This is a genomic window from Mycobacterium asiaticum (genome assembly GCF_001673315.1).
GTDB lineage: Bacteria > Actinomycetota > Actinomycetes > Mycobacteriales > Mycobacteriaceae > Mycobacterium > Mycobacterium asiaticum_B.
In genome coordinates, this window is sequence record NZ_LZLQ01000148.1 from 49,656 (window position 1) to 68,269 (window position 18,614).

Annotated in this window: 15 protein-coding genes and 2 riboswitches; of the genes, 3 read left to right on the forward strand and 12 right to left on the reverse strand. The window is 66.4% G+C overall.

The genetic code is table 11. The annotated features are described in order from the left end of the window. The first annotated feature begins 15 nt into the window (after positions 1 to 15). From A5636_RS23870 to A5636_RS23880, 3 genes are read left to right on the forward strand one after another with little or no spacing between them, the layout of a single operon-like run. Positions 16 to 2,226, forward strand: coding sequence for a malate synthase G (locus tag A5636_RS23870; protein ID WP_065161116.1), 2,211 nt, complete (start codon positions 16 to 18; stop codon positions 2,224 to 2,226). Beyond that, positions 2,219 to 4,255, forward strand: coding sequence for a substrate-binding domain-containing protein (locus A5636_RS23875; protein WP_065161117.1), 2,037 nt, complete (start codon positions 2,219 to 2,221; stop codon positions 4,253 to 4,255). Before A5636_RS23870 ends, A5636_RS23875 begins: the two co-directional genes overlap by 8 nt. Before the next feature lie 3 nt (positions 4,256 to 4,258). After that, complete coding sequence (locus A5636_RS23880; RefSeq protein ID WP_065161118.1) at positions 4,259 to 5,119, forward strand: haloalkane dehalogenase; 861 nt, start codon at positions 4,259 to 4,261, stop codon at positions 5,117 to 5,119. 54 nt (positions 5,120 to 5,173) lie between these two features. On the opposite strand, the gene gcvP is transcribed toward A5636_RS23880, so the two are convergent. The 12 genes from gcvP to A5636_RS23940 form a co-directional block, all read right to left on the reverse strand. Beyond that, complete coding sequence (gene gcvP, locus A5636_RS23885; protein WP_065161119.1) at positions 5,174 to 7,996, reverse strand: aminomethyl-transferring glycine dehydrogenase; 2,823 nt, start codon at positions 7,994 to 7,996, stop codon at positions 5,174 to 5,176. Between the two features lie 40 nt (positions 7,997 to 8,036). Beyond that, positions 8,037 to 8,150: riboswitch (glycine riboswitch) on the reverse strand. Continuing rightward, a riboswitch (glycine riboswitch) is annotated at positions 8,151 to 8,248 on the reverse strand. It lies immediately after the preceding riboswitch. Positions 8,249 to 8,278: 30 nt separating this feature from the next. Beyond that, positions 8,279 to 8,905 carry a MerR family transcriptional regulator gene (locus A5636_RS23890; protein ID WP_065161120.1) on the reverse strand — a complete coding sequence of 209 codons (627 nt, stop codon included), beginning with the start codon at positions 8,903 to 8,905 and terminating at the stop codon, positions 8,279 to 8,281. A 255-nt stretch (positions 8,906 to 9,160) separates the two neighbouring features. Then, the gene (locus tag A5636_RS23895) at positions 9,161 to 9,655 is read right to left on the reverse strand and encodes a bifunctional nuclease family protein (RefSeq protein WP_065161121.1); all 495 of its coding nucleotides are present in this window, start codon (positions 9,653 to 9,655) and stop codon (positions 9,161 to 9,163) included. Positions 9,656 to 9,727: 72 nt separating this feature from the next. Next, positions 9,728 to 10,468 carry a transcriptional regulator FtsR gene (ftsR, locus tag A5636_RS23900; protein ID WP_065161122.1) on the reverse strand — a complete coding sequence of 247 codons (741 nt, stop codon included), beginning with the start codon at positions 10,466 to 10,468 and terminating at the stop codon, positions 9,728 to 9,730. Beyond that, entirely contained in the window at positions 10,465 to 10,932 is a 468-nt protein-coding gene (gene garA, locus A5636_RS23905; RefSeq protein ID WP_065161123.1) for a glycogen accumulation regulator GarA, read from the reverse strand. The genes ftsR and garA overlap by 4 nt, the downstream gene beginning before the upstream one ends. A gap of 253 nt (positions 10,933 to 11,185) precedes the next feature. After that, positions 11,186 to 11,590, reverse strand: a complete 405-nt coding sequence (gene gcvH / locus A5636_RS23910) for a glycine cleavage system protein GcvH (RefSeq protein ID WP_065161124.1) — start codon at positions 11,588 to 11,590, stop codon at positions 11,186 to 11,188. A 34-nt stretch (positions 11,591 to 11,624) separates the two neighbouring features. After that, positions 11,625 to 12,458, reverse strand: coding sequence for a DUF881 domain-containing protein (locus tag A5636_RS23915; protein WP_065161125.1), 834 nt, complete (start codon positions 12,456 to 12,458; stop codon positions 11,625 to 11,627). Then, entirely contained in the window at positions 12,421 to 12,753 is a 333-nt protein-coding gene (locus A5636_RS23920; protein WP_036360283.1) for a small basic family protein, read from the reverse strand. Before A5636_RS23920 ends, A5636_RS23915 begins: the two co-directional genes overlap by 38 nt. A gap of 1 nt (position 12,754) precedes the next feature. Further along, positions 12,755 to 13,678: a DUF881 domain-containing protein gene (locus A5636_RS23925; protein WP_065161126.1), complete on the reverse strand. Its 924-nt coding sequence runs from the start codon at positions 13,676 to 13,678 to the stop codon at positions 12,755 to 12,757. Beyond that, positions 13,671 to 14,291 (reverse strand): CDP-alcohol phosphatidyltransferase family protein, encoded by a 621-nt coding sequence (locus A5636_RS23930; protein WP_065161127.1) that lies wholly within the window; start codon positions 14,289 to 14,291, stop codon positions 13,671 to 13,673. The genes A5636_RS23925 and A5636_RS23930 overlap by 8 nt, the downstream gene beginning before the upstream one ends. 242 nt (positions 14,292 to 14,533) lie before the next feature. After that, positions 14,534 to 16,858, reverse strand: a complete 2,325-nt coding sequence (secA2, locus tag A5636_RS23935; RefSeq protein WP_065161193.1) for an accessory Sec system translocase SecA2 — start codon at positions 16,856 to 16,858, stop codon at positions 14,534 to 14,536. Positions 16,859 to 16,966: 108 nt separating this feature from the next. After that, positions 16,967 to 18,610, reverse strand: coding sequence for an acetolactate synthase (locus A5636_RS23940; protein WP_065161128.1), 1,644 nt, complete (start codon positions 18,608 to 18,610; stop codon positions 16,967 to 16,969). Between the last annotated feature and the right edge of the window lie 4 nt (positions 18,611 to 18,614).

An 18,614-nucleotide genomic window follows, 5' to 3' on the forward strand; every position in this document is an offset into this window, starting at 1 on the left:
ATGATGACTGATCGCGTGGCTGATCGGGTAACCCAAGGCAACCTGCGCGTCGCTCAGGTGCTCTATGACTTCGTGAACAACGAGGCGCTGCCCGGCACCGGGATAGACCCGGACAGCTTCTGGGCGGGTGTCGACAAGGTGGTCACCGACCTCACCCCGCGCAACCAGGAGTTGCTGAAGACGCGCGACGAGTTGCAGGCCCAGATCGACAAGTGGCACCGGCACCGGGTCCTCGACCCGCTCGACCCGGAGGCCTACCGGCAGTTCCTCACCGACATCGGCTACCTGTTGCCCGAACCGGACGACTTCACCATCACCACTTCCGGCGTCGATGACGAGATCACCAGCACCGCCGGCCCGCAGCTGGTCGTGCCGGTGCTCAACGCGCGGTTCGCGTTGAACGCCTCCAACGCGCGCTGGGGCTCCCTCTATGACGCCCTCTACGGCACGGATGTCATCTCCGAAGACGACGGTGCCGAAAAGGGCGACAGCTACAACAAGGTGCGTGGCGACAAGGTCATCGCCTACGCCCGTGAATTCCTCGACAGCGCGGTGCCACTGGCATCCGGTTCCTGGGTCGACGCGACCGGCTTGAGCATCGACGACGGCCAGCTGCAGATCGCGCTCGACGGGCAGTCCACCACCCTGGCCAGCCCGGAGAAGTTCGTCGGGTATCGCGGCGAGTTGGGCTCGCCGGACTGGACTGTGCTCCTGGTCAACCATGGCCTGCACATCGAGATACTGATCGACCCGGATTCGCCGATCGGCAAGACCGACGCCGCAGGAATCAAAGACGTGGTGCTCGAATCGGCGATCACCACGATCATGGACTTCGAGGACTCCGTCACCGCGGTCGACGCCGACGACAAGGTGCTCGGCTACCGCAATTGGCTTGGCCTCAACAAGGGGGACCTGGCCGAAGAGGTCTCCAAGGGCGGCAAGACCTTCACCCGTCGTCTGAACGAGGACCGCACCTACACCACACCGGACGGTGGCGAATTGACGCTGCCCGGCCGCAGTCTGCTGTTTGTCCGCAATGTCGGCCACCTGATGACCAACGACGCCATCGTCAGATCCGAGGCCAATGGCGAAGAATCAGAGGTGCCCGAAGGCATTCAGGACGCTTTGTTCACCGGACTGGCCGCGATCCATGGTCTGAAGTCCGGCTCCGAGAACGACGGGTTGAACGGTCCGCTGCAGAACAGCCGCACCGGCTCGGTGTACATCGTCAAGCCCAAGATGCACGGACCCGACGAGGTGGCGTTCACCTGCGAGCTGTTCAGCCGGGTCGAGGATGTGCTCGGGTTGCCGCAGGCGACGCTCAAGGTCGGCATCATGGACGAGGAACGCCGCACCACCGTCAACCTGAAAGCTTGTATCAAAGCCGCGGCCGACCGGGTGGTGTTCATCAACACCGGGTTCCTGGACCGCACCGGCGACGAGATCCACACTTCGATGGAAGCCGGTCCGATGATCCGCAAGGGCGCGATGAAGAGCACCACGTGGATCAAGGCTTACGAGGACGCGAACGTCGACACCGGACTGGCGGCAGGCTTCAAGGGCAAGGCGCAGATCGGCAAGGGCATGTGGGCGATGACCGAGTTGATGGCCGACATGGTCGAGCAGAAGATCGGCCAGCCCAAGGCCGGCGCCACCACCGCGTGGGTGCCGTCCCCGACGGCGGCCACCCTGCACGCCATGCACTACCACCAGGTGGACGTGGGAGCTGTGCAGGAGGAGTTGCAGGGCCAGCAGCGCACCACTATCGACGAGTTGCTGACGATTCCGCTGGCCAAGGAGTTGGCCTGGGCCCCGGAAGAGGTCCGCGAGGAAGTCGACAACAACTGCCAATCCATCCTCGGCTATGTGGTGCGCTGGGTCGAACAAGGTGTCGGCTGCTCCAAAGTGCCTGACATCCACAACACCGCACTGATGGAGGACCGTGCCACGCTGCGCATTTCCAGCCAGCTGTTGGCCAACTGGCTGCGCCACGGTGTGATCACCAGCGACGACGTGCGGGCCAGCCTGGAGCGGATGGCGCCGCTGGTGGACAAGCAGAACGAGGGCGACCGCGCCTACCGGCCGATGGCGCCGAACTTCGACGACAGCATCGCCTTTTTGGCTGCGCAAGAACTGATCCTGGAAGGCGGCCAACAGCCCAACGGGTACACCGAACCGATCCTGCACCGCCGCCGACGGGAATTTAAGGCACGCGCGGGTGGGTAGGCACAGCAAGCCCGACCCGGAAGAATCGGTCCCCGATTTCGAACCGGAATCGGTCGCTGGTCCTTCCCGCGAGTTCGAGGACGCGGATTACCCGAAGGATTTCGGGCACTTCCGGGAACCCGACGAAGGGCGGTTCGAGGACGCCGATGGTGTCCGCGATGACGTGCCGGATGAAATCCCTGACGACTACCCCGATTTCGGCCAGCGCCCGTCCGAATTCGACCCGCCCGCCGCGAAGGCAGCGGCGACTCCCCCGCCGCCCCTGTTCCGGGGCGGGCATCGCGGACTCGGCGAGCGGCTGGGTGGGCACCGCAGCGCCGGTGGTCGCCGCGGCGTCAGTATCGGCGTGATCGTTGCCCTGGTCACCGTCGTGGTCGTAGTGGCCGGAGTGATCGTGTGGCGCTTCTTCGGGGACGCGCTCTCGCACCGCTCGCACACCGCCGCAGCACGCTGTGTGGGCGGCAAAGACTCGGTCGCCACGCTCGCCGACCCGTCGATCGCCGACCAGGTCAAAAAACTCGCCGACAGCTACAACGCGTCCGCCGGCCCGATCGGTGACCGCTGCGTCGAGGTGACGGTCAAGGCGGCCGGGTCCGATGCCGTGATTGGCGGGTTCCTCGGCAAATGGCCAGCCGATCTGGGTAACCAGCCGGGCCTGTGGATTCCGGCTAGCTCGATCTCCGCGGCCCGGCTTTCCGCCGCGGCGGGGCAGAAGATCGTCAGCGACAGCCGTTCGCTGGTGACCTCGCCGGTTCTGCTCGCCATCCGGCCGGAGTTCGGCCAGGTGCTGTCGAAGCAGAATTGGGCGGCGTTGCCGAAGCTGCAGTCCGATCCGAATTCGATGGCCGGGCTGAACGCGCCCGCCTGGGGCTCGCTGCGGTTGGCCCTGCCGATGACCGGCAACGGTGACGCCTCCTTCCTGGCCGGTGAGGCGATAGCGGCCGCATCGGCTCCCGGTGGCTCACCGCCGACGGCCGGCATCGGCGCGGTACGCAGCTTGGTGAGCGGCCAGCCCAAACTCGCTAACGATTCCCTGACAGAGGCCATGAATGCCCTGCTGAAAGCCGGTGATCCGGCCGCCGCCCCGGTACATGCCGTAGTTACCACCGAACAGCAACTGTTCCAGCGCGGCCAGTCGACACCGGATGCCAAGATCAAACTGGGATTCTGGCTGCCACCGGGACCTGCCCCGGTGGCCGACTATCCGACTGTGCTGCTCAGCGGGTCGTGGTTGTCGCAGGAACAGACCACGGCAGCCAGCGCCTTCTCCCGTTACATGCACAAGCAGGAGCAACTCGAGCGGCTGGCTCAAGCCGGCTTCCGGGTCAACGACGTCAAGCCACCGAGCAGCCCCGTCACCAGTTTTCCGGCGTTGCCGGCCACCTTGTCGGTTGGCGACGCGGCCACCCGCGCAACACTGGCCGACACCCTGGCAGCGCCGTCGACTGGCGTCGCGGCAACCATCATGCTCGACCAGTCGTTGCCCAACGACGACGGCGGCGGCAAGACACGGCTCGCCAATGTGATTGCCGCACTTGACGGCCGGATCAAGGCGCTGCCACCCAGTGCTGTCGTCGGATTGTGGACATTCGACGGCCACGAGGGCCGGGCGGAGGTCCCTACGGGTCCGCTTGGCGACCAGGTCAATGGACAACCGCGCACGGCGGCGTTGCTGGGCGCGTTGGACAAGCAGTATTCGTCCGGTGGCGGAGCGGTGTCATTCACCACGCTGCGGATGATTTACCAGGAGATGCTGGCCAATTACCGCGCCGGCCAGAACAATTCGATCCTGGTCATCACCGCCGGACCGCATACCGACCAGTCCCTCGACGGTCCGGGGTTGCAGGAGTTCATCAAGAACGCCGCCGACCCAGCCAAGCCCATCGCGGTCAACGTCATCGATTTCGGCGGTGATCCGGACCGGGCCACCTGGGAAGCGGTCGCCCGGCTCAGCGGCGGTAGCTACCAGAACCTGCCCACCTCGGCCGGTCCGGACCTGGCCAGCGCGGTGAACACTTTTCTGAGCTAGCCAATGAACCCGCAGTTCACCCCCGACCCGGAGCTCTACCCGTTCGAATCGCGTTGGTTCGACAGCTCGCAGGGCCGGGTGCACTACATCGACGAGGGCGAGGGCCCGCCGATCCTGTTCTGCCACGGCAACCCGACGTGGAGCTTCCTGTACCGGAACATCATCGCGGCGCTGCGAGACCGATTCCGTTGCATCGCCGTGGACTACCTGGGTTTCGGCCTGTCCGAGCGCCCGGACGGTTTCGGGTACACGATCGCCGAACACGTCCGGGTGCTGGGCGAACTCGTCGACCACCTCGGTCTCGACGGCTTTGTCACCATGGGCCAGGACTGGGGCGGTCCGATCAGCATGGCGGTCGCGGTCGAGCGGGCCGACCGGGTCCGCGGCGTCGTCCTGGGCAACACCTGGTTCTGGCCGACCGAAGATTTCAGCACCAGGATATTCAGCAAGGTCATGTCCAGCCGGCCGATGCAATGGGCGATTCTGCACCGAAACTTCTTCGTGGAGAGGCTGATTCCGGCCGGCACCGAAGTCCTGCCCAAGGAAGCGGTGATGGATCACTACCGCGGGGCCCAACCCGACGCCGCGGCGCGGGTGGGTGTGGCGGTGCTGCCCAAGGAATTGTTGGCGGCGCGTCCGTTGCTGGAACGGCTTGCCCGCGAGGTGCCCGCCACCCTGGGCGCCAAACCGGCGTTGGTGGTCTGGGGGATGCGTGACGTCGCCTTCCGGCCCGGCCCAGCGATCCCGCGGATGCGCACGACGTTTCGCGACCTGGTGGTGGTGGAACTGCCCACCGCCAAGCACTTCATCCAAGAGGACGCGCCCGAGCGCATCGCTCAGGCAATCCTTGACCGCTTCGGCTGAGGATCTGGGGCGTTAAGGGTCTCTGGCGCTGAGACGTTACGGCGCTGGGGCGCGCTACGCGAACGCCTCGATCGGGGGGCACGAGCAGACCAGATTGCGGTCGCCGTACGCCCCGTCGATGCGGCGCACCGGCGGCCACACCTTGGGGCGGAATGCCTTCCCCAGCGGATAGGCGGCTTGCTCGCGCGAATAGGGGTGGTCCCAATCCGACGTCACCAGGCATTCGGCGGTGTGCGGCGCGCCGCGCAGCGGGTTGTCGTCCACTGGCCACTGCCCGGAGCCCACGCGGTCGATCTCGGCGCGGATGCCGATCATCGCTTCGCAGAAGGCGTCCACCTCGGCCAGGCTCTCGCTTTCGGTCGGCTCCACCATCAGCGTGCCGGCCACCGGGAAGCTCATGGTCGGCGCGTGAAAGCCGTAGTCCGCCAACCGTTTTGCGACATCGTCGACGGTCACACCCGTTGCTTTGGTGATACCGCGCAAGTCCAGGATGCATTCATGGGCAACCATGCCGTTCTCCCCGGTGTAGAGCACCGGGAAGTATTCGTCGAGGCGACGGGCGATGTAGTTGGCCGACGCGATCGCGGTCAGCGACGCCGCGCGCAGCCCGTCGCCGCCCATCATCCGAATGTAGGCCCAACTGATCGGCAGTATCGACGCCGACCCGTAGGGCGCCGCAGACACCGGATGCCCCTGGGGCAACTCGGGGGCGTAGGGATGGCCCGGCAGAAACGGTGCCAGGTGCGAGCGCACCGCCACCGGACCGACACCCGGGCCGCCGCCCCCGTGCGGGATGCAGAACGTCTTGTGCAGGTTCAGATGGCTGACGTCGCCGCCGAACTTGCCCGGTCGCGCCAATCCGACCAACGCGTTGAGGTTCGCGCCGTCGACGTACACCTGGCCGCCGGCCTCGTGCACCGCCGCGCAGATTTCGGCGATGTCGTGCTCGTAGACGCCGTGGGTGGACGGGTAGGTGATCATCAGGGCGGACAACCGGTCGGCGTGCTCACTGACCTTGGCGCGCAGGTCGTCCAGGTCGACATCGCCGTTTTCCAGACACCGCACCACGACCACCCGCATCCCGGCCAGCGCGGCCGATGCCGCGTTGGTGCCGTGTGCGCTGGACGGGATCAGGCAAATGTCGCGGTGCGGCTCACCGCGGCTGGCGTGGTAGTCGTGGATGGCCAGCAGGCCGGCGTACTCGCCCTGCGAGCCCGCGTTGGGCTGCAACGAGACCTTGTCGTAGCCGGTGATCGCCACCAGCCAGTCCTCTAGGTCGCTGATCAATCGTCGCAACCCAGGGGTGTCCGATACCGGTGCGAACGGGTGCTGGCGTCCGAATTCCGGCCAGGTGATCGACTCCATCTCGGCGGCGGCGTTGAGCTTCATCGTGCAGGACCCGAGCGGAATCATGCTGCGGTCCAAGGCGATGTCCTTGTCCGCCAGGGTGCGCAGATACCGCATCATCGATGTCTCGGTGCGGTACTGGCTGAACGCCGGGTGGGTGAGGAACTCTGAGGTGCGCGTTGCGATGTCGCTGTGCGCCGGCTTGGCGGCCGCGACGCCGAAGGCTGCCAGCACCGTCGCAACGTGCGCGTCGGTGGTCGCTTCGTCGCAGGCCACCGAAACATGGTCGGCGTCGACCCGCCACAAGTTGACGCCGTTGGCCTTGGCCGCGGCGATCACCTCGTCGGCACGGCCGGGAACGCGGGCCAGCACCGTGTCGAAATACCGGTCGTGCACCAGCGCCTCACCCAGGGCGCCGGCCACGGTGTCGGCGTGGGCGTGGACGCGCCGCGCGATACCCGTCAGCCCTTCGGCGCCGTGATAGCTGGCGTACATAGCGGCCATCACCGCCAGCAGCACCTGCGCGGTACAGATGTTGCTGGTCGCCTTGTCGCGGCGGATGTGCTGCTCGCGGGTCTGCAGAGCCAGCCGGTAAGCGGGCGTGCCGTCGCTGTCGACCGACACCCCGACCAGGCGTCCGGGCAGCTGACGGGCGTGCTTGGCGTGCACCGCCAGGTATCCGGCGTGCGGGCCGCCGAATCCCATTGGCACACCGAACCGTTGTGTGGTGCCGAAGGCGACATCCGCGCCGATCTCCCCCGGTGGCGTCACGAGGGTCAGGGCCAGCAGGTCCGCACCGACGGCCACCAGAGCTCCGCGGTCGTGCGCCTGCTGCACGAGTGCGCGCCAGTCGGTGATTCGGCCGCTGGCACCGGGCAATTGGGCGATAACACCGAAGAATTCGCCGTCGGGCAGACCGTCGCGAAGGTCGGCGGTGACGATCTCGATGCCCAGCGGCTTAGCCCGGGTCGCCAGGATCGCCGCGGTCTGGCCGAACACGTCGATGTCGACCGCCAGCCGGTTGGCCGGCCCCTTGTAGGCGCGGTGCATCAGCGTCATCGCCTCGGCGGCCGCGGTGCCCTCGTCGAGCATGGAGGCGTTGGCGATCTCCAGGCCGGTCAGATCGGTGACCATGGTCTGGAAGTTCAGCAGAGCCTCCAGCCGGCCCTGGCTGATCTCTGGCTGATACGGCGTGTAAGCGGTGTACCAGGCCGGGTTCTCCATGATGTTGCGCAGCAAGACCGGCGGGGTCAGCGTGTCGTAGTAGCCCTGCCCGATCATCGACACCGCGACGGTGTTGCTGTCGGCCAGCGCTCGCAATTCGGCCAGCGCTTCAGCTTCAGATGCGGCCGGGGGCAGCGCATCCAGACCCGGAGCGGCGCCTGCGCTCAGCTTGTCGAGGATGCCGGTCGGAACCGCCTTGGTGGCCAGGTCGTCGAGCGAGTCCACCCCGATGACGGCAAGCATGGTCGCGATGGCCGGGCTGTCCAACCCGATGTGGCGGTCAGCGAACGCGGGCTGATTGGTCACGGTAAAACTCCTGACGCGGCAGAGGACTACGGATCAGCGGCCCTCCCCCTCTGTCCTCACCTGTGCGTCAGGCGCCTGAGAGATTCGGCGCTCGGCGCCTTTCCCCATCGGCGGGTGACGACGGGATGGTCGCCACCACTTTCCAGAGGCATCGTTGTCCGGCGCGGTCCGGGTGCCTGAGAGGTTGACGGAGAGGTATTGCTCCTTCGGCGTCTGTAGCTGGCAGCTACAGAACTCTCCCGCGCGAGTGCGATGCGGGCACCAGTTTACTCTGAAGCCGAGTCAGCCGATCTTGCGGTCGCGGTGCTTGCGACGCGAAGCCAATTCGTCTTCGGGGGCCGCAATCGATTCGCCGCCGTCGGCGCGTTCGCCCGGGAAGTCGGCGATGACGCCGGTCAGTTCCCGCATGGCACCGGAAACAGCGATGCCGAATACGCCCTGGCCGCCCTGCAGCAGGTCCACGACCTCCTCGGCCGAGGTGCATTCGTAGACGCTGGTGCCGTCCGAGAACAGGGTGATATTGGCCAGGTCCTGCACACCGCGCTGGCGCAGGTGGTCGACGGCGACCCGGATGTTGTGCAGCGAGATCCCGGTGTCCAGCAGCCGTTTGACGATCTTGAGAACCAGGATGTCCTTGAACGAGTACAGGCGCTGGCTGCCCGAGCCGGCCGCGCTGCGGATCGACGGCACCACCAGAGAGGTACGCGCCCAGTAGTCCAGCTGGCGGTAGGTGATCCCGGCGATCTGGCAGGCGCTCGGCCCGCGGTAACCCACCAGTTCGTCCGGCACGGAGTCGTCGGGAAACAGTCCGGGCTGCACGGGTGCACCGGCCCCGGCGCCAGCCTGGCTGCCGGTTGCGGTCGCTTGGTCGGCAAGGTCGAGCTTTTCTTGGCGTGGCTGCTCGCTCACGGTGCTTCCTCTCGCCGATCGCGCTGTGGTCAGTAGCTGCGGCATTTGATTGCCCCGACAGCCACGTTTGCTCAGGCCCGAGTGCTTGAGAGCATACGCTGTTCGGTGGCTGTCGTGCTCTGGGTCGATCATCACTTCGTCATCAAAGTATGGCTGCCGCCCGGATCAGTGGGTGATATCTGTCAGGCGTGTCGACATTCCGTTGTGTGATATGAGACGCATTCGTGATGTGCGGCGGGTACCCGTCGGGAATGCCTATGTCGCCTTGAAATCGTCCGGGGACACGCTGTCGAGGAACTCCTTGAACTTCTCCACCTCGTCCTCACGCACCGCGCTGCTGGCGTCTTCGTCGCCCTCGTCGGGGATGAGCAAGCCGGCCTGAGCCAGCACCGCCTCCTCCACGTAGATGGGTACGCCCACCCGCAAGGCGATCGCCACTGAGTCCGAGGGCCGGGCCGACACCTTGATGTCGCGGTCGAAAATCAGGTCCGCGTAGAAGGTGCCCTCCTGGAGGTCCACGATCCGTACCTCTTTGAGCGAATGGCCAAGTGCGGCAATGAGATCTCTGATCAGGTCGTGGGTCAACGGCCGGGGTGGTTCGACGCCCTGCTGCTCGAGCGCGATTGCCGCGGCTTCGGACTGCCCGATCCAGATCGGCAGGTAGCGGTCACCGTTCGCCTCGCGCAGTAGCAGCACGGGCTGGTTCTGCGGCTGCTCCACGCGAATGCCGACAACACGAACTTCACCCATCTGTGTCTGCCCTCCGCATGTGCCGCTTTGAGTCACTCCGCCGAACACCAGCTGTCGAAGGAAGTCTAGTCCTCAGCGGTGCAGAACGTCGCGAACGGCGGACTTGATCAGCGAGGTGTGCAAGGTAATCGCCAGCGCCGCGACCTCTCGGGCCAATTCGTCGGCTCGGTCACGCGCGCCGGCCTTGTCGGCCTTGACCAGCGGCCCGGCAATCTGAGCGATCAGGTCCGACTGGCGATCGGCTGCGGAACGAAAAGCCCGCAGGTGCCGCGGTTCGACGCCGTAATCGGCCAGCGCCCGCGCACATTGGAGGATGACGACGGCGTGTTCATCGAAGAAACCACCCGGCCCGGTAGTGATCACTCCCGCTTTGAGCAAGGCGCTCAACAGGGCGTCGTCCACGCCCGATCGTTGCAACAGGTCTTCGCGGCTGAGCCGGACATGCGCCGGTGCCACGGCACCCGGGTCCGCGGCCGCCTCTGGTGCTGCGCCGTCCACCGAGACCAATTTCGGTACGCCATAAGGGGATCCGATGGCCGGCAGCTCGCCGTCCGGATGGGAGTCCAGCTGGGCCCGGATCACCTTGAGCGGCAGGTAATGATCGCGCTGAGCGGTCAGGATGAAACGCAGCCGCGCACAGTCGTAGGCGGTGAACCTCCGATAGCCCGACGCCGCACGCTGCGGCGTGACCAGCCCCTCGGCCTCCAAGAACCGAATCTTGGAGATGGTGACGTCGGGAAAGTCCGGTCGCAGCAGGTCCAGGACCGCCCCGATCGACATCCCCGCAAGGCCGGGGCTATCGGGTGCGCTCACTGGCCCCCGGAACCCCCGTCGTCGTCGCCCTTGGGGCCGGTGAGGAAGACCAGGCGGAACTTGCCGATCTGAACCTCGTCGCCGTTGGACAGCACGGCGGAGTCCACCGGCTCGCGATTGACATAGGTGCCGTTCAGGCTGCCGACGTCGACGACGTTGAACTCGCTGCTTTCCAAGCGGAATTCGGCGTGGCGACGGCTCACCGTCACGTCATCGAGGAAGATGTCGCTGTCTGGGTGCCGGCCGGCGGAAGTGATGGCCTGGTCGAGCAGGAAGCGAGAACCGGCGTTGGGTCCGCGTTTGACGACCAGCAACGCCGAACCGGCCGGGAGGCCTTCCACCCCGGATACCGAACTCTCGGTGCCCGCCTGCGCGGGCGCGTCCAGTTCGTTGAGGAAGTCTGCGCGGAAGACGGAGGTCGTCTCCACAGTGACTTCGTTCTGGTCGTCGTCCTTATCCGTCACCCGCTGCTCCTTACTGGCCGCTGTGGCGTTGTCTGACCGGGCCGGTCGGCCGGCTGTCTCCTCGGAATTACCGCCTGTACTGCCTTTACTGCTGTCTACCGCGTCAAGTATTTGATATCTCGACCGTACCGCGTACCGATCCGCATAATGCTGACCACTGCCCAGGATCGTAAGCCCCACACCCCGGCTTCTTCTAGATCCCCCACGCTGCGGTGCATTCCGTGCCGAAACGCTTTCGGGACCTTAGCAATCGTCATTCGGTCAATGTGCCGCGGTAGGCCTCGGCGTCGAGAAGTCCCGCGATTGCGGAGTCCAGTGCGTCGATGTCGGACCCGTCGACCTGAAGCTCCAGCAGCCAGCCGTCACCGTAGGGATCGGAGTTCAACAGCTGCGGGCTGCTGTCCAGGTCACCGTTCACCGCTGACACCTTGCCCGACACCGGTGCATACAGATCCGACACCGATTTCGTCGACTCCACCTCGCCGAAGGAATCACCGGCGCTCAATTCGGTGCCTACATCGGGGAGCTGAACGAACACGACGTCGCCCAGGGCCGACTGTGCGAAGTCTGTGATCCCGACCCGGACGGTGTCGTCTCCGCTGCGGCGAACCCACTCGTGTTCGGCGGTGTAATGCAGATCGGACGGGATATCGCTCACGGTAATCCTGTTCTTCGTCGGTGCGCTGGGCTGTTCACTTGCCGGGCTGAGCGTATTGGTGGGGTTTTGGTTGCCGCAAGGTGGTCACCTCGACGTGGTCGGCCTGCTGCACCGACATCCGTCCGCCGACACGCTTGACGCTGTCCTCGGCGCCGCCGGGGATGTTCATGGCCGCGGCCAGAGTTGGCGGATCACCAATGGCAAGAATCGAATACGGCGGGGAGAACTGCTTGGTGTCGATGGTCAGCGAACCCGCGGAACCAACTACCCAGGTGTCCACGCCGACCCGCACCGACTGGTGGGCGTCGTTGATCTGAATTGCTTCGGCGCCGGCCGCACGCAACTCATTCATCACGTCGAGCATCACTTCCGCCGATATCCCGGGACCCGGGTCGTCTATCTTCGCGGTGACACCTGGCCCGCTGGCCCCCACCGCGCCGACCAGGATCGACAGCGCCGCCAACCTGGTTCGAGCGTTCTCGATGGCGACCTGATCGGTGTTGCCCGAGGCCTGCAATGTATTCAAGGTGTTCTGCAGGTCGGCCACTTCGGTGCTCAGCGTCGCCTCCCGCTGCCGCAGCGAATCCAGCAGCACCAACAGATCGGCGGGGCGGGCGGATTCCAGCGAATCGCCGGAATCGTTCTGACGTACCTGGGTCACGATGGCGACACCCAGAACCAGACACAACAACGCGGCGAGCGCCCCGAACGCCAGTCGCGACCGGCCGCGCGGAATCAACTGACGACGTGGCTGTTCCGACGGCAGTTCGTGCCGCCCTCGGCGCTCGGGCGGATTTGTCGTCTCTTCGCTCACGTTGACCCCATCTCCGTCACGCTCCGAACAGCCGCCGACGCAACGCGGCGGCATTGCCGAAGATCCGGATTCCCAACACGACGATGATCGCGGTGGACAGCTGGGTGCCTACCCCCAATTGGTCACCGACATAGACGATCAGCGCGGCCACCAGGACGTTGAACACGAAGGAGACGACGAAGACCTTTGGGTCGAAGATGCGCTCGAGGTACGCCCGCAGACCGCCGAATACCGCGTCCAGCGCCGCCACCACCGCGATGGGCAGATACGGCTGGATCACCTCGGGGACGCTGGGATGGAAGATCAACCCCAGCACAATGCCGATGGCCAGCGCCGCGATTCCGATCATGTCACTTGGGCCCAATCTCGTTGGCGTACTTAACGTCTCGGGTCATTCCAGCGGGCAGCGCCAGATTGTCACCGAGGTTGACGCTGACCCCGACGCTGTAGGACACCTCCAGCAGGCGCAGCCGCCGCAACCCGGCACTCCGCTCGAACATATCCCGCATCGCTTGCCCGCGCCCGATCGCCAGGATGGTGTACGGACTGGTGGTCGGATTGTTGTCGACCAGGATCGCTCCGCCCGCTTGCCGGATGGTGACGTTGGGCCCGATGCGGGCGCCGTCGACTGAAATGGCTTCGGCCCCACTGGCCCACAACGAGTTCACGACGAGTTGCAGGTCTCGGTCAAGGATGATCTGCTGGCTGCCCTTTACCCGCTGCTTGGACGCGTCGGAAAGATTCGGCCCGACGCCGGGGTCGGTCACCGTCACCGTCAGGCCGGGGCCCCGCACCGCGGTGCTGGCCGCTGCCAGACTGAGCGCGTCGAGTCGGCTCAGCACCCGTTGGCCCTCGGCGTCGTCGGCCAGCACGACTCGCTGCACGTCGTCCACTTTGGCCGCCAGCGCGCTGCGCTGCTTGGCCAGCCGACTGGCGTCGGATTGCGTCGAACGCACGTTGGTGGCCAGCACCTGTTGTGCGGTCCGTACGCCAGGCGCGACCGAGCGGGCCTGCGCAACCGCGGCGGCGAACACGGTGGCGACCAGCATTGCCGCCAGCGCCTGCCACATCCAGCCGAAGGCGCGGGAGCGGCCAGTCTCGGGTTCGTCGCGGCGCTGCCGTTCCGCGGCCGCGGCCGCATAGCCGGGGTCGAGGTGTTCGGACAGCAGCGCGCGCAGCAGCGACGGCACCGGAATCCGTTGGGGCCGGGCGCTGTGGGCGCTCAGACCGGCGTTCGGGTCATAGCCGCCGAGCAGAGGATCCCGGTCAGCCATGTTCGCCCGCTTCCGGGTGCCGACGGTGCCTCGTGACCTTGGGCATTCGGCGCATCACCAGGACCATCTGAATCATGTAGAGCACGAAAGCCCACAGGTACATGTACAGACCCCAGATCAGGAATGCCCACCCGCAAGCGCCGACCGCGCGGCTCCACAGCGCATCCCATTGGCCCAGCAGGACCAGGGGAAAGCCCGACATCAGGGCGAATGTTGCGCCCTTGCCCACGTAGGTAACGGGAAGCGCAGACAGCCCGCGGCTCCACAGCAGCGGGAGTGTCCCGGCCAGCGCCGCGTCGCGGGCCAGCAGTGTGAGAACAAACCACCATGGGGCGATCCCGCTGATCGCGAACACGATCGGCACGGCGACCATGTAAAGCCGGTCCACCGCCGGGTCCAGCAGCATGCCCAACCGCGACGACTGGTTCAACACCCGGGCGATCTTGCCGTCCGCCCAGTCCGAGATGCCGCTGAACATCAGGATCGCGACCGCCCAGCCGTAGGCGTGGGTGTCCAGCATCAGATAGACGAAGACCGGGATAAGTGCCAGGCGGATCACGCTGAGCACGTTGGGGACGGTCAGCACCCGATTCTGGGCGAGCACTGGCTCCATGAGCCGTGACATTAGCTCGGTGACGATGCGGTCCGCGAGGCGGACCGAGGAGGAGGCGGGCGATCAGCCTTAGCTCGGTGACGATGCGGTCCGCGAGGCGGACCGTATAGCCGCTCCAGCGTGAAGCTGGCTTCACGCTCGCGCTCCAGGGTGAAGCTGGCTTCACGCTCGCGCTCCAGGGTGAAGCTGGCTTCACGCTCGCGCTCCAGCGTGAAGCTGGCTTCACGCTCAGCGATGAAGACTCAGCGAAAGACGCCGGGCAGGCTCAGCGTGGACAGTGTGTCGTCGGACAACGGGTTGTCGTTGACCATGTAGGTCCACGTTGAGGTCGGCCGGGCCAGCTTGGACAGATCCAGACCGGGCTCGTCCTCGAGGATGTTCGCCGTTTCGAAGGTCTGCTGCGCTGCCTCGATCGCATCGGCGGCCAGCGAGGCGAAGGCGTCCACCGCCATCCGGTGAAACTCGTCGAGCGGATTCTGCCGACCCAGCGCACGCAGGTGGATGCTCTCGCGGATGTCGGCCAGATACGCCAGGTGATCGGCCCAACCCCGGTCGAGGTGATACAGCATGATCAGTCGGCAGATCTTCTCCAGCCGTTCCTCGCTGACGTCCTCGGACAACTCCTTGTAGCGCTTCGGTGCCAGGTCCTCGAGCTCTTCGCGGGCAGTCGGAGTACGCAGCAGGCTGTTTCGTCGTTCCACGATGATGGCCCGCTGCTGGGCGATCAGCTGGTTGTAGCGCCAGGTGTTCGCGTGCACGTCCAGCAAACGCCCCTCCGCAACCCGCTGGGCGTGGTCGAGCAGGCCACTGGCCTTGGGGCTGAGGATGCGGCCGTCCTCGTCGGTTTCGGTGGGCAGCTTGTTGCTGTCCAGGTTGGCGGCCACCACGTCGTCTTCCCAACTGGAGAAGAACACCGACGAACCGGGGTCCCCCTGACGTCCGGCGCGGCCGCGTAACTGGTTGTCCAGCCGCTCGGTGTTGTGCCGGCCGGTCCCGACGACGTGCAGTCCGCCCAGCTCGGCGACCCGATCGTGGTCGGATTCGTCGGATCCGCCGAGCCGGATGTCCGTGCCGCGCCCGGCCATCTGCGTCGACACCGTGACCGAACCGTAGGTGCCCGCCTCGGCGATCACCTGCGCTTCCTCCGCGTCGTTCTTCGCGTTCAGCAGCACTGCCGGCACATTGCGTCGCACCAGCCGCTCGTGCAGGTCCTCGGATTCAGCGACGTCACGGGTCCCCACGAGTACCGGCTGCCCGGTTTCGTGCACCTCGGAGATGTGGTCGACGATCGCGTCGTTCTTGGCCGCGGCAGTGATATAGACGCGGTCGGTTTCGTCTTCGCGGATGTTGGGGGCGTTCGGCGGGATCGGCGAGACCCCCAGCTTGTAGAACTGGCGCAACTGTTCCCCGGCGGCCAGCGCGGTGCCGGTCATGCCGCACACGGTCGAGTAGCGATTGATCAGCGCCTGCACGGTGATGGTGTCGAGCACCTCACCGGTTTCCGTGGTCTCGATACCTTCCTTGGCTTCCACTGCGGCCTGCAAACCGTCGGGCCAGCGCTGCAGTTGCGCGATGCGCCCGCGTGAGGAGTTGATCAGGTGCACGGCGTCGTCCCGCACGATGTAGTGCACGTCGCGCTGCAGCAGCACGTGCGCGTGCAGCGCGACGTTGACCTCGGTCAGCGTGGTGCCGACGTGCTCTTCGGAATAGAGGTCGATGCCGCCCAGCGCTTTCTCCACCTTGCGAGCGCCCGACTCGGTCAGGTGGACGTTGCGGCTGTCGGCGTCGGTGTCGAAATCCTTCTCGGGGGTGAGGTTTCCGACCAGCTTGATGATCTCGACCCGCGGCGTCTCTCGGTGCGAGGTGCCGGCCAGGACGAGCGGCACCAGCGCCTCGTCGACCAGCACCGAGTCGGCTTCGTCGATGAGGGCGACGTCCGGGTTGGGGGAAACCAAATCGTCGACATCGGTGACCAGCTGATCGCGCAGCACGTCGAACCCGATCTCGTTGACCGACGCGTAGGTGACGTCGCAGTTGTAGGCCGCGCGACGGTCCGCGCTGGACGATTCTGCGGTGATCCAGCCGACGGTCAGCCCCATCGCTTCGATCAGCGGGCTCATCCACTCCGCGTCGCGGCGAGCCAGGTAGTCGTTGATGGTCACGACGTGCACGTGTCGGCCGGCCAGTGCGTAGCCCGCGGCCGCGATCGCCCCCGCCAGCGTCTTACCTTCCCCGGTGGCCATCTCGATCACGTCGCCGGCGAGCATGCGCAGGGCCCCGAGCAACTGCACATCGAAGGGGCGCAGCCCGGTCGCCCGCTCGGCGGCTTCCCGGGCAATCGCCAGGAACTGCGGAATGTCGGCGGAGTCCGCCAAGTCCTCGAGGTTGAGCAGTCCGGAAGCCTTGTGCAGCTTCTCGTCGCTGAGAGCGGCGGCTTCCTTCTCGTACTCATCCGAAGCAGTTACCTCCGCCATGGAGCGGGTGCGGTTCTTTTCGGTGGTGGCACCGAGCAGACGCCAGAACCGGCTGCTCAGCCGGCTGGGTTGCGAGCGGGTGGTCTTTGGCACAGCCCCACGGTACGCGAACACAACACCGGGGCGAGCGCGCGTGTCGTGCCGGCGACACGCCGCCGCAGCTGGCATTTCAGGCGCGCTCGCGCGTTGAGACGCACCCGGTCAGGCCAGGTTGGATCGGCGCGGGTACGCGACGCTCGGGTCGGTGAGGACGTTGACGACGGCGGGCAGGCCGCTGGCGAAGGCCCGTTCCAGCGCCGGGCGCAGCTCAACCGGCGTCGAAACCAGTTCACCGTGGCCGCCCAAGGCGCGCACCACCTCGTCATAGCGCGTGCCGGGCCGCAACTCGGCCACCACCGAGTAGCCGTACAACGCCTCCATCGGGTGTTTCTCCAGACCCCAGATGCCGTTGTTGCCCACCACCGACACCACCGGCACGTTGTGGCGCACCAGGGTGTCCCATTCCATCCCGCTGAACCCGAATGCACCGTCGCCCTGCAGCAACACCACCTGGCGGTCGGGGCACGCCAACTTGGCCGCCAGCGCGTAACCCGGCCCTGAACCCAGGCAGCCGAACGGCCCGCTGTCCAGCCAGCAGCCCGGCTGATAGCTGTCGATGACGCGGCCGGCGTAGGACCCGAAGTCTCCGGCGTCGATGACGACGATCGCGTCCCGGTCCAGCAGCGGCGCCAATTCGGCGTAGACCCGCATCGGATGCAGCGGCGTGCGGTCCTCGGCGAGTTCGGTCTTCTCCTGCTCGCGGGCGGACGTCTCGACGGTACGAAGCTCGTCGATCCAGTGCTGGTGGTCGGCGGCGCCGGACCCGGCGAGCGACCCAAGCGTCGCAGTCAGGTCGCCGTAGAGTTCGGCGGCAACCGGTCGTGGATGGTTGCGTTCCGGCCGGGCCCGATCGGCGACGATGAGCTGCGTCTGCGCGCCGAACACTGCGCCGAAGCCGAGGCGGAAATCCATTGGCACACCAACGATCAGCGCGACATCGGCGCCACCCAGCGCCTTCGAGCGGGCCCGCGAGAACGCCAGCGAGTGGTCGGCGGGGACCGCACCGCGGGCCATCCCGTTCATCAGGACCGGTATCCGAAGTTGTTCGGCAAGACGTAGCAGCGCGGTCTCACCCCGTCCCCACCAGACATTGGTACCGGCCATGATCACCGGCCGCTCGGCTTTCGCCAGTAGGTCGGCCGCCCGGTCCAGCGCCTGAGCATCCGCGGGCTCGGCCACCGGTAGGTCGGTGAGCGCTCCGGGCCTGCCGTCGTCGTCCGAGAACGAAAACACGTGATCCATCGGGAAGTCGACGAATCCGACTCCCGACGGCGCACCAACCGAAGCCCGCAGGGCCCGGTCGACGAGTCGGCCGGCGTCCTCGGCGGATTCGGCGGTGGCGGCGAAGCGGGTCAACGGCGCGACAAAGGGCACGTGGTCGATTTCCTGCAACGAGCCCATCCCCCAACGCCCCGCGGGCGCCCGGCCCCCCAGCACCACCAGCGGAGTCTGGTTCTGCTGCGCGGCGGCCATCGCGCTCATCCCGTTGGTGACGCCGGGGCCGGCGGTCAACGCGGCCACCCCCGGCACCCGCGTGACTTTCGACCAACCCTCGGCGGCGAAGGCCGCGGTCTGTTCGTGGCGGGTGTCGATCAGCCGCACACCTTCGTCACGGCAACCGTCATAGATGGAGAACAGGTGCCCGCCCGACAGCGTGAAAACCGTGTCGATACCGCTGGCCTTGAGTCGACGGGCGACGAGTCGGCCCGCGTGCACGGTTTGTGTGGGAGCAGCATCGGTGGTCATATTG

Excerpts from the sequence above, each read along its gene's own strand:
- A5636_RS23925 (WP_065161126.1), bottom strand. The coding sequence starts at position 13,678 with ATGGCTGACCGGGATCCTCTGCTCGGCGGCTATGACCCGAACGCCGGT.
- A5636_RS23920 (WP_036360283.1), bottom strand. The coding sequence starts at position 12,753 with ATGATCGGAATCGCGGCGCTGGCCATCGGCATTGTGCTGGGGTTGATC.
- A5636_RS23895 (WP_065161121.1), bottom strand. The coding sequence starts at position 9,655 with ATGGGTGAAGTTCGTGTTGTCGGCATTCGCGTGGAGCAGCCGCAGAAC.
- A5636_RS23915 (WP_065161125.1), bottom strand. The coding sequence starts at position 12,458 with ATGCCGCCGCGTTGCGTCGGCGGCTGTTCGGAGCGTGACGGAGATGGG.
- A5636_RS23930 (WP_065161127.1), bottom strand. The coding sequence starts at position 14,291 with ATGGAGCCAGTGCTCGCCCAGAATCGGGTGCTGACCGTCCCCAACGTG.
- A5636_RS23940 (WP_065161128.1), bottom strand. The coding sequence starts at position 18,610 with ATGACCACCGATGCTGCTCCCACACAAACCGTGCACGCGGGCCGACTC.
- A5636_RS23880 (WP_065161118.1), top strand. The coding sequence starts at position 4,259 with ATGAACCCGCAGTTCACCCCCGACCCGGAGCTCTACCCGTTCGAATCG.